Origin of the sequence: Streptomyces sp. 840.1 (assembly GCF_003751445.1) — a bacterium.
Classification (GTDB): Bacteria; Actinomycetota; Actinomycetes; order Streptomycetales; family Streptomycetaceae; genus Streptomyces.
The window spans coordinates 148,373-162,610 of record NZ_RJUU01000002.1; the positions used below are offsets into that span (position 1 = coordinate 148,373).

14 protein-coding genes are annotated in these 14,238 nt (G+C 71.9%); 7 read left to right on the forward strand and 7 right to left on the reverse strand.

All coding sequences use genetic code 11. From position 1 onward, the window contains the following. Nucleotides 1-27: 27 nt before the first annotated feature. Nucleotides 28-921: a DMT family transporter gene (locus EDD93_RS26985; RefSeq protein ID WP_123528104.1), complete on the reverse strand. Its 894-nt coding sequence runs from the start codon at nucleotides 919-921 to the stop codon at nucleotides 28-30. Between the two features lie 224 nt (nucleotides 922-1,145). Between EDD93_RS26985 and EDD93_RS26990 the strand changes: the two genes are divergently transcribed. Both EDD93_RS26990 and EDD93_RS26995 read left to right on the forward strand, forming a co-directional pair. Further along, nucleotides 1,146-2,801, forward strand: a complete 1,656-nt coding sequence (locus EDD93_RS26990) for an FAD-binding dehydrogenase (RefSeq protein ID WP_123528105.1) — start codon at nucleotides 1,146-1,148, stop codon at nucleotides 2,799-2,801. A gap of 103 nt (nucleotides 2,802-2,904) precedes the next feature. Further along, complete coding sequence (locus EDD93_RS26995) at nucleotides 2,905-4,164, forward strand: aromatic acid exporter family protein (protein WP_123528106.1); 1,260 nt, start codon at nucleotides 2,905-2,907, stop codon at nucleotides 4,162-4,164. Nucleotides 4,165-4,170: 6 nt separating this feature from the next. On the opposite strand, the gene EDD93_RS27000 is transcribed toward EDD93_RS26995, so the two are convergent. Continuing rightward, nucleotides 4,171-4,614: an ASCH domain-containing protein gene (locus EDD93_RS27000; RefSeq protein WP_123528107.1), complete on the reverse strand. Its 444-nt coding sequence runs from the start codon at nucleotides 4,612-4,614 to the stop codon at nucleotides 4,171-4,173. Nucleotides 4,615-4,802: 188 nt separating this feature from the next. On the opposite strand from EDD93_RS27000, the gene EDD93_RS27005 reads away from it, so the two are divergent. Both EDD93_RS27005 and EDD93_RS27010 read left to right on the forward strand, forming a co-directional pair. Continuing rightward, a complete protein-coding gene (locus EDD93_RS27005) occupies nucleotides 4,803-5,468 on the forward strand; it encodes a molybdopterin-dependent oxidoreductase (protein ID WP_260256031.1) in 666 nt (221 codons plus the stop codon). A gap of 67 nt (nucleotides 5,469-5,535) precedes the next feature. Beyond that, nucleotides 5,536-6,102 carry a cytochrome b/b6 domain-containing protein gene (locus tag EDD93_RS27010; protein WP_398905841.1) on the forward strand — a complete coding sequence of 189 codons (567 nt, stop codon included), beginning with the start codon at nucleotides 5,536-5,538 and terminating at the stop codon, nucleotides 6,100-6,102. A gap of 206 nt (nucleotides 6,103-6,308) precedes the next feature. Here EDD93_RS27010 and EDD93_RS27015 read toward each other — a convergent pair whose 3' ends face one another. Together EDD93_RS27015 and EDD93_RS27020 are read right to left on the reverse strand one after the other, a co-directional pair. Next, nucleotides 6,309-7,706, reverse strand: coding sequence for a GntP family permease (locus EDD93_RS27015; RefSeq protein ID WP_123528110.1), 1,398 nt, complete (start codon nucleotides 7,704-7,706; stop codon nucleotides 6,309-6,311). A gap of 11 nt (nucleotides 7,707-7,717) precedes the next feature. Next, nucleotides 7,718-8,227: a gluconokinase gene (locus tag EDD93_RS27020; RefSeq protein WP_123528111.1), complete on the reverse strand. Its 510-nt coding sequence runs from the start codon at nucleotides 8,225-8,227 to the stop codon at nucleotides 7,718-7,720. A gap of 143 nt (nucleotides 8,228-8,370) precedes the next feature. Between EDD93_RS27020 and EDD93_RS27025 the strand changes: the two genes are divergently transcribed. The 3 genes from EDD93_RS27025 to EDD93_RS27035 all read left to right on the forward strand — a co-directional run bounded on the left by EDD93_RS27025 (nucleotide 8,371) and on the right by EDD93_RS27035 (nucleotide 10,872). Beyond that, a complete protein-coding gene (locus EDD93_RS27025; protein ID WP_123528112.1) occupies nucleotides 8,371-9,072 on the forward strand; it encodes a FadR/GntR family transcriptional regulator in 702 nt (233 codons plus the stop codon). A gap of 85 nt (nucleotides 9,073-9,157) precedes the next feature. Then, on the forward strand, nucleotides 9,158-10,243 hold the full coding sequence (locus EDD93_RS27030) for an S-(hydroxymethyl)mycothiol dehydrogenase (protein WP_123528113.1): 1,086 nt from the start codon (nucleotides 9,158-9,160) through the stop codon (nucleotides 10,241-10,243). Then, the gene (locus EDD93_RS27035; protein WP_123528114.1) at nucleotides 10,243-10,872 is read left to right on the forward strand and encodes an MBL fold metallo-hydrolase; all 630 of its coding nucleotides are present in this window, start codon (nucleotides 10,243-10,245) and stop codon (nucleotides 10,870-10,872) included. The genes EDD93_RS27030 and EDD93_RS27035 overlap by 1 nt, the downstream gene beginning before the upstream one ends. An 11-nt stretch (nucleotides 10,873-10,883) precedes the next feature. On the opposite strand, the gene EDD93_RS27040 is transcribed toward EDD93_RS27035, so the two are convergent. The 3 genes from EDD93_RS27040 to EDD93_RS27050 all read right to left on the reverse strand — a co-directional run bounded on the left by EDD93_RS27040 (nucleotide 10,884) and on the right by EDD93_RS27050 (nucleotide 14,205). Further along, a complete protein-coding gene (locus EDD93_RS27040) occupies nucleotides 10,884-11,819 on the reverse strand; it encodes a pseudouridine synthase (protein ID WP_123528115.1) in 936 nt (311 codons plus the stop codon). 101 nt (nucleotides 11,820-11,920) lie between these two features. Then, a complete protein-coding gene (locus EDD93_RS27045; protein ID WP_123528116.1) occupies nucleotides 11,921-13,141 on the reverse strand; it encodes a hypothetical protein in 1,221 nt (406 codons plus the stop codon). Further along, nucleotides 13,138-14,205 carry a hypothetical protein gene (locus EDD93_RS27050; protein WP_123528117.1) on the reverse strand — a complete coding sequence of 356 codons (1,068 nt, stop codon included), beginning with the start codon at nucleotides 14,203-14,205 and terminating at the stop codon, nucleotides 13,138-13,140. Before EDD93_RS27050 ends, EDD93_RS27045 begins: the two co-directional genes overlap by 4 nt. Nucleotides 14,206-14,238: the final 33 nt, after the last annotated feature.

Sequence of the window (14,238 nt, forward strand, 5' to 3'; positions counted from 1 at the left end):
CTGCCGCGGGGTGCGGATGGACCGGCCTCAGCGCGGTTCGAGGGTCTTGGCGCGCCGCCCGCCCACCGGCCCCTCCGGCATCGCCGGATGCAGCCCCAGCAGCACGATCCCGACCACGATCGCCGCGAGCCCGGCCGCCTGCCAGGCCAGCGCGCCGGTATCGGTGCGCACCTGGTCGCCGAGGAACCCGATCCCGCAGGCGATCCCGGCCAGCGGCTGGGCCGCGGTCAGCGCGGGCAGCGACATCCGCAGCGGACCGGTCTCGAACGCGCTCTGCACCAGGAGCAGCCCCGTCACCCCCAGCACCAGCACCGCGTAGGGCTGCCAGCTCATCACCAGGGCCGCCCAGCCGTCGTCCCCGATGAGCTGACCGCTGACCCGGGTCAGCGCGTCCTGCAGCCCGTAGAGCAGTCCGGCCGCCACCGCGAGGAGCGCCGGGGCCGCCACCGACCGCGAGCGCGCCGCGTACATGGTGAGCGCCAGGGCGATGCCCGCCACCACGCCGATGACCAGCCAGTGCCGCAGCGGGCTCGACACCGCCGTGCCGCCCTTCGGCTCGCCGGCCAGCAGGAACGCCGCGACCCCGCACGCCAGCAGCCAGAGCCCGGCCCAGCCCTGCCGGCCGAGGCGCTGGCCGGTGCGGTGGCGCGACAGGGTCATCGCGAAGAGCAGATTGGTGGCCAGCAGCGGCTCGACGACGGAGACCTCGCCCTTGCCCAGGGCCAGCGCGCCCAGCACCATCCCGCAGACCATCAGACCGATACCGGCCAGCCAGCTCCGGACCCGCATCAGGTCCAGCAGCAGCCGGGGCGACAGGTAGTCGCTCCTGGGGGCGTGGCTGGCGGCGGCCTGCTGCAGCACGAAGCCGAAGCCCAGACAGCAGGCCGCGCTCACGGCGAGTACGAGAACCAGCACCGACACGCTTCTCTACCCCAAGTCAGGCCGGAAGAGAGTGAATTGTTTCGACGATAGCGCCTGGACGCCACCGGTGCGCCCGTAGCGCGGCCGACCGGGCGGTTGACGCCGGGGCGGCCGGTACCGAAGATCTGACGCACCAGTAACTTCTGACTTCGCGAGGAACCTCACGGGAATGTGCGGTCCTTCCGCCGGACCGTGTCCGGATCGCCCCGACAAGGATGGAACCCATGGCGTACGACGCTGATGTGATCGTGATCGGGGCGGGACTCGCCGGGCTCGTCGCCACCGCCGAGCTGGCCGAGGCGGGCCGCTCGGTGATCCTGCTCGACCAGGAACCCGAGCAGTCGCTCGGCGGCCAGGCGCACTGGTCCTTCGGCGGCCTCTTCCTGGTCGACTCACCCGAACAGCGCCGGATGCGGATCAAGGACAGCCACGAGCTGGCCCTCCAGGACTGGCTCGGCACGGCGGGCTTCGACCGCAAGGAGGACCACTGGCCGCGCAAGTGGGCCGAGGCGTACGTCGACTTCGCCGCCGGTGAGAAGCGCTCCTGGCTGCACGCGCAGGGCATGCGCTTCTTCCCCGTCGTCGGCTGGGCCGAGCGCGGCGGGTACGACGCGAACGGCCACGGCAACTCCGTCCCCCGCTTCCACATCACCTGGGGCACCGGCCCCGGCGTCGTCGCCCCGTTCGAGCGCCGGGTCCGCGAGGGCGTCGCCAAGGGCCTCGTCACCTTCCGCTTCCGCCACCGGGTCACCGGTCTGGGCCGCACCGGGGGCGCCGTCGACACCGTCAGCGGCGAGATCCTGGAGCCGAGCGGCGCGGCCCGGGGCACCGCGAGCAGCCGGGAGACTGCGGGCAGCTTCGAACTGCGGGCCCAGGCGGTGATCGTCACCTCCGGCGGCATCGGCGGCAACCACGATCTGGTGCGCAAGCAGTGGCCCGAGCGGCTCGGCACCCCGCCCGCCAAGATGCTCTCCGGCGTCCCCGCCCATGTGGACGGCCTGATGGTCGGCATCACCGAGGACGCGGGCGCCCACCACATCAACCGCGACCGGATGTGGCACTACACCGAGGGCATCGAGAACTGGAACCCGATCTGGGCCAGGCACGGCATCCGCATCCTGCCCGGCCCGTCCTCGCTCTGGCTGGACGCCCGGGGCAAGCGGCTGCCCGTCCCGCTCTTCCCGGGCTTCGACACCCTCGGCACCCTCGAACACATCATGCGCACCGGCCACGACTACACCTGGTTCGTGCTGGACCAGAAGATCATCGGCAAGGAGTTCGCGCTCTCCGGCTCCGAGCAGAACCCCGACCTGACCGGCAAGTCCGTCCGAGGCGTGATCGGCCGGGCGCGCGCCGACGTGCCCGGCCCGGTGAAGGCGTTCATGGACAACGGGGCGGACTTCGTCGTCGAGAAGGACCTCGGCGCCCTGGTCCGAGGCATGAACGCCCTCACCGGCGAGGGGCTCATCGACGAGGACGACCTGCGGCGCGAGATCACCGCCCGCGACCGCGAGATCGCCAACCCCTTCACCAAGGACCTCCAGATCACCGCGATCCGGGGCGCCCGCACCTACCTGGGCGACAAGCTGATCCGGACGGCCACGCCGCACCGCATCCTCGACCCCAAGGCCGGGCCGCTGATCGCCGTACGGCTGAACATCCTGACCCGCAAGTCGCTCGGCGGCCTGGAGACGGACCTGTCCTCCCGGGTCCTCACCGCCGACGGCTCCCCGCTGTCCGGGGTCTACGCGGCCGGTGAGGCGGCCGGCTTCGGCGGCGGCGGGGTGCACGGCTACCGCTCGCTGGAGGGCACCTTCCTCGGCGGCTGCATCTTCTCCGGCCGGGCGGCGGGCCGGGCCGCGGCGCAGGCGGTCGGCTGACGGCTGTCCCGCCGGGCTCCGTGCGCCGCGGTGTGCACGTCCGTCCGGTGGGGTTCGGCGCCCAGGACCGTGCGCGGGCGCCGAATTCGGGCATGGGAAGAAGATGCCAGGAGTAGCCGAACCCGTCATCAACCTCGTCCGGCGCACGACCGAGCCCGTGGCCGCGCAGACCCTGCGCTCCACGGGCGCCGCGGTGATCGCCTATGCCGTGGCGACCGCGACGCTGACCGAACCCGCACCGCTGACCGCACCGCTGACCGCGCTGCTCGTCGTCCAGGTCACCCTCTACGCCACCGTCAACATGTCGGTCAAGCGTGTGGTGGCCGTCATCGTCGGCGTCCTCATCGCGAGCGGCTTCAGCGCCCTGGTCGGCATTTCCTGGTGGAGCCTGGGGCTGACCATCTTCACGGCGCTGATCATCGGCAGACTGGTCCGCGTGGACGAGTTCGTCCCCGAGGTGGCGATCAGCGCCATGCTCGTCCTCGGTGTCACCTCGCAAACCGCGCGGTCCACCATGGCGTGGGAGCGCGTGTACGAGACACTGATCGGCGCCGGTGTGGGGCTGCTGTTCAACCTGCTGTTCGCGCCGCCCGTCTGGGTGCAGACCGCGGGCACGTCCATTGACGGACTGGCCCGCGAGATGGGGCAGATGTTCCGCGACCTGGGCAGCGACCTCGCCCGTCCGGTCACCGTCCCGGAGGCGGCCGACCGGCTGCACCGGGCCCGCCGTCTCGACCACGACATCGTCGAGGTGGACGCCTCCCTGCGGCAGGCCGAGGAAAGCCTCATGTACAACCCGAGGGTGCGGCAGGGGCTGCTTCACCGCGTGGTGCTGCGCACCGGTCTGGACACGCTGGAGATCTGCGCGGTCGTCGTGCGGGTGCTGTCCAGGACGCTGACCGACCTGGCCAAGGACCGGGGCGACGAACCGCTGTTCCCCGCTGAGGTTGCCGTCCACATCACGGAACTGTTCGAACAGATGGCGGGGGCCATCGAAAGCTTCTCGGTGCTCATCACCACCTCGATGGCCGCCAGCGGGGAGGAGGCGGAGGACCGGCTCGCCGACGCGCTCACCACCAGCCGGATGACCCGCGACCTGGTGGCGGACATGCTGCTGGCCGCCGTCCAGGAACATCCGAGGAAGTGGCAGTTGCACGGGGCCCTGCTCGCCGAGGTGGACCGGATCCTGGACGAGCTGGACATCGAGAAGCGGGCCGAGCGCCTGGGCCAGGAACTCGACCGCCGCTCCGCCGAGCTGCACGAGCGCCACCCCCGGCTTCTCACGGTCCGGCGCCGGCTGGGCCTCGTGAAGGGAGCGAGCCGGGAGAACGGGGAGAAGGGGGCCGAGGCCGAGGCGCGGTGAGCCCGCTCAGCCCTGTGGGGCGTCGGGGCCGATGCGCTCGACGACCCGGAACCGCTCGGCGACGATCATCGTGTCGTCGTCCACGGTGAACTCGGGGTCGCCGAGCGCGTCCCGCATCTCCTCGCTGTGCCAGAACCGCTCGTGTCCCGCCCGCCACTCGGCGACGGACGCGTACCCCTCGCCCTCGTCCAGCGCGTGCTGGAGGCCGACGTCGGCGAGCCGCAGCACCCGCACCCCGGTCACTTCGAGCACCGCGATCTCCCGCCCGTCCGAGTCGATGAGGGCCGACCGCTCACCGACCGGAGGCAGCTCCTCCTTCTCGATCTCGTACTCCACGAGCAGGCCGGAGGTCGACACCTTGCGCCCGTCCAGGACCGCGGCGACCAACTGGTCGCGCAGCGGGCCGGGGAAGGCGAGGAGGAAGGGCTTGAGCGCTTCACGGTTCTGCATGGCGCAAGTCTGTCACCGGCGGTCCGGCCCGGGGGCGGAGAATCTGACGGACCGGTGACGGAGGGCCGCCGCCCCTGGCGTCCGGTGGCGCGGAGTGCTCGAATCGGGGAGTGAACAGTCCTCCTCCCGGCGCCGGACCCGATCCGGACGCCGTCGGCGCCCCCGTCGGCCGCCGCCTGGTCCTGACGATGCTCGGCCTCGGCGCCGCCGGTCTCGTCGCCGCACCGGTCCTGCAGAAGACCCTTGAATCCGGCCTCGGCGCGGTCGCCGACAAGGACCCCACCGGGCTGACCGGCCTGCTGCCCAACGGCGGCGGCTTCCGGTACTACTCGGTGGCCTCCTCCGTACCGTCGAAGGGCGCGGCCGACTACCGGCTGACCGTGGACGGGCTGGTCGACCACCCGGCCACGTACACCCTGGACGCCCTGAAGGCGCTGCCGCAGACCCGGACGGTCCGCGATGTGCAGTGCGTGACCGGATGGCGGGTGCCGGAGACCCCGTTCGAGGGCGTACGGCTCTCGGCGCTGCTGGACGCGGCGGGTGTCCGGCCGGGCGCCAGGGCGATCCGCTTCACCTGCTTCGACGGGACCTACAGCGAGAGCCTCACCCTCGCCCAGGCCCGCCGTGCGGACGTGATGGTCGCGCTGCGCATGCAGGACAAGCCGGTGCCCCACTCCCACGGTGGCCCGGTCCGGCTCTACGTGGCGCCGATGTACTTCTACAAGTCGGCGAAATGGCTCTCCGGGATCACCGTCACGGACGCCGTACGCCCCGGATACTGGGAGGAGCTCGGTTATGACGTCGACGCCTGGGTCGGCCGGTCCAACGGCCGTGACGACGCCCCCACGGTCTGAGGCGTCCGGCCGGGTACGGCGGTTCGGCCGGCCGGTGCGGTGGGTGCACCGCAGCACGGCGGCGCTGATGCTGACCTGCGTGGCGACGGCCGCCTGCCTGTACGTGCCGCAGCTCGCCGAACTCGTCGGCCGCCGCCTGCTGGTGGTCACCGTGCACGAGTGGTCCGGGCTGCTGATCCCGGTGCCGCTGCTGGCCGGGCTGGTCTCGCGGGCCGTGCGGGGCGACCTGTCGCGGCTCAACCGCTTCGGGCCGCACGACCGGACGTGGCTGCTGGCCGTGCGCCGGCGCGACCGCCGGCCCGGCTCCCGGCCCGCCGGGAAGTTCAACGCCGGGCAGAAGCTCTACGCGGCCTGGATCGCGGGTGCCGTGCTGGTGATGACCGGCACCGGGCTGCTGATGTGGTTCACCGGGCTGGCCCCGCTGATGTGGCGGACCGGTGCCACGTTCGTCCACGACTGGCTGGCCCTGGCGATCGGCATCGTGCTGGGCGGTCACATCGCCATGGCGTACGCCGACCCGGAGGCACGCCGTGGCATGCGCACCGGGTCGGTCGAGCGACGGTGGGCCCGTCGCGAGCACTCGCTGTGGCGGATTCCGGCGGACCCGGCCGGGCCACCGGAGGAGGACCGGTGACCCGTGGCCGCGCCGCGGCGCCGGACCGGCCCCAGGGCGTGTTTTGAAAGTCCCGTCTTCCCGGCGGCGTCCGGCACGCACGCTCGCGGCGTTGCGGAAATGCCCCAGTAACTCCGCTACGAGACCATGTCCGCGCCTTGCGATCGCACGCACCGGACGCCGTCGGCCCGCCCTCCGGGCGGACGACGCTACTTTCAAAACACGCCCTAGAGGATCAGCGACAGCAGCAGGATGAAGACCAGCGAGACGACGGAGATGATCGTCTCCATCACCGACCAGGTCTTCACCGTCTGGCCGACGTCCATGCCGAAGTACTCCTTCACCAGCCAGAACCCGGCGTCGTTGACATGGCTGAAGAAGAGCGAGCCCGCGCCGACGGCCAGCACCAGCAGGGCGACGTGCGAGGTCGACATGTCGGCCGCCAACGGGGCGACCAGACCGGCCGCCGAGATGGTGGCGACGGTCGCGGAGCCGGTCGCGAGGCGGATCGCCACGGCGATCAGCCAGCCGAGCAGCAGTGCGGGGATCGACCAGCTCTCGGAGAAGTCCAGGATCATCTGGCCCACACCGGCGTCGATCAGGGTCTGCTTGAAGCCGCCGCCCGCGCCCACGATCAGCAGCACACCGGCGATCGGGGCCAGCGACTTCTCGACGGTGGAGGAGAGCCGGCCCTTGGTGAACCCGGCCGCCCGGCCAAGGGTGAACATGGCGACGATGACGGCCGCCAGCAGCGCGATCAGCGGCGAGCCGATCACGTCGGTGACCCGCTGGACACCCTGCTCGGGGTCGTCCACGACGATGTCGACGAGTGCCTTGACCAGCATCAGGACGACGGGCAGCAGGATCGTCGCCAGCGTGGCGCCGAAGCTGGGCCGGCGGTCCAGGTCCTCGGACGGGCGCTGCGGGATCATCTTCTCCGGCGCCTTGATGTCCACCCAGCGGGCGGCGAAGCGCGAGAAGACCGGACCGGCGAGGATCACCGTCGGGATCGCGACCACCACACCGAGGGCCAGCGTGACACCGAGGTTGGCGCCGAGGGCGTCGATCGCCACCAGCGGGCCGGGGTGCGGGGGAATGAGCCCATGCATCACGGAGAGGCCGGCCAGGGCCGGGATGCCGATCCGCATCAGGGAGTAGTTGCCGCGCTTGGCGACGAGCAGCACCACCGGGATCATCAGGACGATCCCGACCTCGAAGAACAGCGGCAGGCCGATGATCGAGGCGATCAGGACCATCGCCCAGGGCATGGCCCGCTTGCTGGTCCGCGCGAGGATGGTGTCGACGATCTGGTCCGCGCCGCCGGAGTCCGCGAGGAGCTTGCCCAGGATCGCGCCGAGCGCGATGAGGACGCCGACGCCCGCGACGGTCGAGCCGAGGCCCGCGGTGAAACTCGCGATCGTCTTCGCCGGCGCGGCGCCGGCGAACGAGCCGAGCGCCAGCGAGCCGATGGTCAGCGCGAGGAACGCGTGCATCTTGAACTTGGTGATGAGCAGGACGATGACGGCGATGCCCGCCAGGACGGCGATGCCCAACTGGGCGTTGCCGGCCGAGGTGATCGGTTCGACGGCGTCCGCTGCCAGCGTCTCGACGCTGAGACTGGTCACGGTGATGATCCTTAGCTGTCCAGCCGGCGCAGTGCCGCGACGGCTCGCTGGGTGATTTCCTCGGGCGTGCCGGACACATCCACGGCGACGCCTGCCTCGTCGTCCTCCAGGGGCTGGAGGGTGGCGAACTGGGAGTCGAGGAGTGCGGTCGGCATGAAGTGGCCCTTGCGGTCCGCCATCCGCTCCTCGATCAGGGACCGTTCCCCGGTCAGGTGGAGGAACACGGCACCGGGGGCCTCGCCGCGCAGCCGGTCGCGGTAGACCCGCTTCAGGGCGGAGCTGCTGACCACGCCGCCGAGCCCGGCCCGGCCGTGCGCCCACTGCCCGATCGCATCCAGCCAGGGCCACCGGTCGGCATCCTCCAGCGGGGTGCCGGCCGACATCTTGGCGATGTTCGCGGGGGGATGGAAGTCGTCGCCCTCGGCGTACGGAACGCCCAGTGCGGCGGCGAGCAGGGGACCGATCGTGGTCTTGCCGGTCCCTGCCACGCCCATCACCACGACGACGTGGGGGGTGCTCATTGCGGTGCCTCGCTGTTCTCTTCGATGTCTTCCTCGACATCGGTCCGTCGCGCTACTGAAACCCATACATACGACTTATTCAAGATGCTGTGACATAAACGTCGTACTTAATGTTCCCGCGAGGGTCCCCGTACCCTTGGCTCATGACCACACAGGGCCAGGGGCTGCATACACATGTGCTGGACACCCTGGGTCTGGAGATCGCCGCGGGTGAGCACCTGCCCGGTCAGGTGCTGCGCACCGACGAGCTGGCCCAGCGCTTCGACGTCTCGCGCACGGTCGTGCGTGAGGTGATCCGCGTCCTGGAGTCCATGCACCTGGTCGAGTCCCGGCGCCGGGTCGGCGTGACCGTACGGCCGACCGAGGAGTGGAACGTCTACGACCCGCAGGTCATCCGCTGGCGGCTGGCCGGCGCCGACCGGCCGCGCCAGCTGCGCTCACTGACGGTGCTGCGCTCGGCGATCGAGCCGGTCGCCGCCTCGCTGGCCGCCCGCCACGCCACCCCCGACCAGTGCGCGCAGCTCACCGAACGGGCCCTCGGCATGGTCGCCACCTCGCGCGGCCAGCAGCTGGAGGGCTACCTCGAACACGACATCGCCTTCCACCGGATCGTCCTCAACGCCTCCGGCAACGAGATGTTCGCCCGCCTCGGGGACGTGGTCGCGGAGGTCCTGGCGGGCCGCACCCACCACCAGGTGATGTTCGAGGACCCCGACCCGGCGGCCGTCACCCTCCACGTCCGGCTCGCGGAAGCGGTCCGCGAGGGCGACGCGGCACAGGCGGAGCGGCTCACGAAGGAGATCGCCGTGGGCGCCCTGCACGAACTCGACGTACTCGCGCCCTGACCCGGACGCCCCGCAGGGCGTCCCCGCGGGGATACGGTTGTCGGTGATCGATCTCAGTGAAAGTCGGGAAAGGGAGACCACGGGAATGGCGCAGCAGGTACAAGGGGTCATCGCACCGGGAAAGAACGAGCCGGTCCGGGTCGAGACGATCGTGATCCCGGACCCCGGCCCCGGTGAGGCCGTGGTGAAGATTCAGGCGTGCGGTGTGTGCCACACCGATCTGCACTACAAGCAGGGCGGCATCAACGACGAGTTCCCCTTCCTCCTCGGCCACGAGGCCGCAGGTGTCGTGGAGTCCGTCGGCGAGGGCGTAACGGACGTCGAACCGGGCGACTTCGTCGTCCTCAACTGGCGCGCGGTGTGCGGACAGTGCCGCGCCTGTCTGCGCGGCCGCCCCTGGTACTGCTTCGACACCCACAACGCCAAGCAGAAGATGACCCTGCTCGACGGCACGGAGCTGTCGCCCGCACTCGGCATCGGCGCCTTCGCGGAGAAGACCCTGGTCGCCTCCGGCCAGTGCACCAAGGTCGACCCCGAGGTCGCCCCGGCCGTCGCCGGACTCCTGGGCTGCGGCGTGATGGCGGGCATCGGCGCCGCCATCAACACCGGCCAGGTCGGCCGGGGCGACTCCGTCGCCGTCATCGGCTGCGGCGGCGTCGGTGACGCGGCGATCGCCGGTGCCCGGCTGGCCGGAGCGGCGAAGATCATCGCCGTCGACATCGACGACCGCAAGCTGGAGACGGCGAAGAAGATGGGTGCCACGCACTCCGTCAACTCCCGCACCCAGGACCCGGTCGAGGCCATCCGCGCGCTCACCGGCGGCAACGGCGCCGACGTCGTCATCGAGGCGGTCGGCCGCCCGGAGACGTACAAGCAGGCGTTCTACGCCCGCGATCTCGCCGGCACCGTCGTCCTGGTCGGCGTCCCCACCCCGGAGATGCAGCTCGAACTCCCGCTCCTGGACGTCTTCGGGCGCGGCGGCTCGCTCAAGTCCTCCTGGTACGGCGACTGCCTGCCCTCGCGCGACTTCCCGATGCTCATCGACCTGCACCAGCAGGGCCGCATCGACCTCGGCGCGTTCGTCACCGAGACCATCGCGCTCGGCGACATCGAGCAGGCCTTCGCCCGGATGCACGACGGCGACGTCCTGCGCTCGGTGGTGGTGCTCTGATGACCGCCCGCATCGACCACCTCGTCACCTCCGGCACCTTCGCCCTCGACGGCGGCGAATGGGACGTCGACAACAACGTCTGGATCGTCGGTGACGACACCGAGGCCGTCGTCATCGACGCCGCCCACGACGCGGCCGCCATCGAGGCCGCGCTGAACGGCCGTACGCTGCGCGCCATCATCTGCACCCACGCGCACAACGACCACATCGACGCGGCCCCGGCGCTCGCCGAGGCCACCGGCGCGCCGATCCTGCTGCACCCCGACGACCTGCCGCTGTGGAAGCAGACCCACCCGGACCGGGCCCCCGACGGTGAACTGGCCGACGGCCAGGAACTGACCGTCGCCGGTACCACCCTCAAGGTGCTGCACACGCCGGGGCACGCCCCGGGCGCCGTCTGCCTGTACGCCCCCGGGCTGTCCACCGTCTTCACCGGTGACACGCTCTTCCAGGGCGGGCCCGGCGCCACCGGACGCTCGTTCTCCCACTTCCCGACGATCGTCGCCTCGATCAGGGACCGGCTGCTCGCCCTCGACCCGGACACCGCCGTCCGCACCGGGCACGGCGACTCCACCACCATCGGCGCTGAGGCCCCGCACCTGGACGAATGGATCGCCCGCGGCCACTGAGCCCGGGAGATTCACCCCTGCGGCCACGCGGAGAGCCGCAGCCCGCTCTCGAAGCGGCGCGGCTCTCCCGTGACCGGATCGGTGAACTCCAGCGCCCGCGCCAGCAGTTGGAGCGGGCGCGACCAGTCGTCCGGCGCCCCCTCCGCCTCGACCACCGGGTAGACCGGGTCGTTGACGAGCGGCAGCCCCAGGCTGTTCATATGGACCCGCAGCTGGTGCGTCCGCCCGGTGGCGGGCAGCAGCCGGTAGCGCCCGAGCCCCTCCCGGTGCTCCAGCAGCTCGATCCGGCTCTCGCTGTTCGGCTCGCCCGGCTCCTCACGGGCGGCGATCACCCCGCGCTCCTTCACGATCAGGCTGCGCACGGTGCGCGGGAAGCCGAGCCGCGCGTTGTACGGCGCCACCGCCTCGTACTCCTTGCGCACCAGGCGGTCCCGGAACAGCGTCTGGTACGCGCCCCGCTCCTGCGGCCGCACCACGAACAGCACCAGCCCCGCCGTCAGCCGGTCCAGCCGGTGCGCGGGCTGGAGCAGGGGAAGGCCCAGCTCGCGGCGGAGCCGGGCCACCGCCGTCTGCGTGATGTGCCGGCCGCGCGGCGTCGTCGCCAGGAAGTGCGGCTTGTCCGCGACGACCAGGTGCTCGTCCCGGTACGCGACCCCGACCGGGAACGGCACCGGCTCCTCCGGCGCGAAGTCCCGGTGGAACCAGAGGTACCGGCCCGCCTCGTAACGCTCCCGGCCCGCCACCGGGCCCCGGGCCGAGACGAACCGGCCGGCCGCGAGCATGGCGTCGACCCGGCCCGCGCCGATCGCGCCGCCGAACCGCTCCAGCAGATGATCACGCACCGTCGGCCACTGCCCGCCGGGGTCCTCCGGGAGCCGCACCCGCACCGGATCGATCCCGTCACGCTGCGGCAACGGCGACGGAGGAGGCTTTGCGCGCCCCCTCACCGGGGCCCGCCCGGTGCCCGGGTGCTGGTTCTCATGGTGCGGAGAATCCTTCCACAGCGGACGGGCCCGCACGTCGGCGGGGCTCGCCCGGCGCGCGCCCCTCAGGCGGCCGGGAGCGTCACCTTCTGGGGGCCGCAGCCGATGCGCCCGGCCTCCGCCGCGACGTAGCCGGGCAGCAGCTCACCGGTGAGCGTGAAGCGGCCCCCGTCCGTCTGCCGCAGCTGCTCCACCACGAACACCACGGGCCCGGTCTGGCAGCGCGCCCGGTACACGGCCCGGCCCCCGTTCGTCTTTCCGTAGCCGGTGGTGCCCTTCACCGAGGCGCCGGACCGCAGCGAGTCCCAGGAGAAGATCTCTGCCAGCGCCGGGTCCACCACCGTCGTCATCCGCACCACCGGCTCCCGGTCGTCGCCGCCGACCTCGCAGATCCGGGCGGGCCCGTCGTCGCCGGCACCGATCCGGGTGCGGGACAGCTCCTTGCGGTACGCCTTCGGCAGGACGAACCCCTTGGTGCCGCAGAGCGCGGCCGCATCGGTGTCCCGCCGGGTGTCGATGGACGGCAGCGTCCGGGGCGACCGGTAGCTGCCGGTGCAGCCGAAGGACCGGATGGCTCCGTTGGCCGCGTCCACCAGGGCATCGGTGAGAGCACCCCGGTCCTCGGTCGCGAGGTCCGCATCGATGTCGAGACCCGCCCGCCCCATGCCGATGTCCACCACGGTGGGCCCGGTGAAGTCACCGCGACCCGTGCACCCCTGCGGCAGCGCCAGCCAGCCGCGCGATCCGGACACCATCCCGGGCAGCCCTTCGCCCAGCGACACCATGCCGGCCGCGAGGAACTCCTGGGGCCACCGCGTCGAGTCGGTCCCGCGCAGCCCGTCCAGCTGGTGCACGTTGACGGTCACCTGACGCAGCGCCCGGTCGTCCTTGAAGCTGGTGATGCGGCACTGCCCGTAGGACAGCCCGTCACCCTGCCGGCTGTTCCGCAGCGGCTGTTCGTCGACCTCGATCCTGCGGTCGCCGAACAGCGCCGACACGCTGGAGTCCTTGACCGAGTCCCAGCAGGGGGCGGGTCCGAGCAGTGGCAGCGAGTCGGTGCGCCAGGCGACCGTACCGGCGCCGAGCAGCGCGCCGGCCAGACCGGCGGCGGTGACCGCACGGGCGGTACGGCTCCTGAGCAGGCGGCGCACGAAGGACGGACGCCCGCGCCCGCCCCCGGCGTTCTCGGCGGTGTCGGTGTTCTGGGTGTTCTGGGTGTTCTGGGCGTTCTCGGTGTTGTCGGTGTGCTCGTTGTTCTCCACGGGCACGGGCCTGTCCTCGCTCACGCGTCCTCACCGTCCCCGCATCCGATGCGCTGCCCGACGGACTCCGCGAAGCGGTCGAACACCCGCCGGTCGTCCGGCCTGCCCCGGCCCTGCAGCCCGGCGTCGACGTTTCCGTAGAACACCGTCGCGCTTCCCCCGCACTCGGTGCGCAGCAGCCCGTGCGCCGCGCCGGCCGGGAGGCCGTCGAACACCGCGACCAGGCGCGGCCGGCGGGCCATCACATACTGGGCCGACGGCTCGTCGGGCTGTCGCGGTGTCTGCCACACCACCGAACAGGTCTGGAGCCGGTCGGTGACCGCGCCCACCTGCTGCTGGTAGCGCGAGCCCTCGCCGAAGTCGAAGGACATGCCGGGTATCCGGCACAGCGGATTGGCCGCCCGCTCGTCGTCCTCGGCCAGTGTCACCAGCGGCGACGTCGTGCGCAGCGGCTTGTCCGGGGCGCAGCCCGCCTTCTTCATGGTGGTGTTGGCGGCGTCGAGCAGCATCCGCCCGACCTCGGCGCTGTTGCCGATCGCGAACGGCATGGCCACCTTGCCGAGGTGGCCGTCGCCCGAGCTCTCGCTCCGGATCGTCACGGCCGACGGACGTCCGTCCGCATCGCACCCCGCGGGCAGCACCAGCATGGCCCGGTCAGCGGCGACCAGCCCGTCGAGCCCGTCCGGGAGCGGCGAGGCGGAACCGTGGAAGTACTGGGCTATCCAGGCCCGGCGCTCCTTAGCGCCGGCGGGGACCGGCCCGTACTCCAGGGTGATCTGCTCCCTGAAGGTGAGCGGCCGGTCGGAGTCGTCGTCCTCGACCTCGGAGGTCACCGCCAGCGTGCAGGTGCCGTGCGGGCGGCCGGCCGAGGGCGGCGCGGACTCCGTGGCCCGGCGCTCCGATCCGGACCTGTCGAGCGCCTCCTCGCCGAGGAACGACGCGCCGCTGTCCTGCTCCCACGCGCCCCAGCAGTAGGAATCACGGAACGGCCAACTGTCCGTCGCCCAGAGGCCGATGCCGGACAACAGCACCGCCCCGGCGAGCACACCTCCCAGGACCGCGGCACGTCGTCTGCCCCCGCCGACCATGACCATTCCCCCTTGCGAACCATGAACATCACC

Coding starts and splice junctions, on each gene's coding strand:
- EDD93_RS26990 (WP_123528105.1), top strand. CDS start 1,146: ATGGCGTACGACGCTGATGTGATCGTGATCGGGGCGGGACTCGCCGGG.
- EDD93_RS26995 (WP_123528106.1), top strand. CDS start 2,905: ATGCCAGGAGTAGCCGAACCCGTCATCAACCTCGTCCGGCGCACGACC.
- EDD93_RS27000 (WP_123528107.1), bottom strand. CDS start 4,614: ATGCAGAACCGTGAAGCGCTCAAGCCCTTCCTCCTCGCCTTCCCCGGC.
- EDD93_RS27005 (WP_260256031.1), top strand. CDS start 4,803: ATGCTCGGCCTCGGCGCCGCCGGTCTCGTCGCCGCACCGGTCCTGCAG.
- EDD93_RS27010 (WP_398905841.1), top strand. CDS start 5,536: ATGCTGACCTGCGTGGCGACGGCCGCCTGCCTGTACGTGCCGCAGCTC.
- EDD93_RS27020 (WP_123528111.1), bottom strand. CDS start 8,227: ATGAGCACCCCCCACGTCGTCGTGGTGATGGGCGTGGCAGGGACCGGC.
- EDD93_RS27025 (WP_123528112.1), top strand. CDS start 8,371: ATGACCACACAGGGCCAGGGGCTGCATACACATGTGCTGGACACCCTG.
- EDD93_RS27030 (WP_123528113.1), top strand. CDS start 9,158: ATGGCGCAGCAGGTACAAGGGGTCATCGCACCGGGAAAGAACGAGCCG.
- EDD93_RS27035 (WP_123528114.1), top strand. CDS start 10,243: ATGACCGCCCGCATCGACCACCTCGTCACCTCCGGCACCTTCGCCCTC.
- EDD93_RS27050 (WP_123528117.1), bottom strand. CDS start 14,205: ATGGTCGGCGGGGGCAGACGACGTGCCGCGGTCCTGGGAGGTGTGCTC.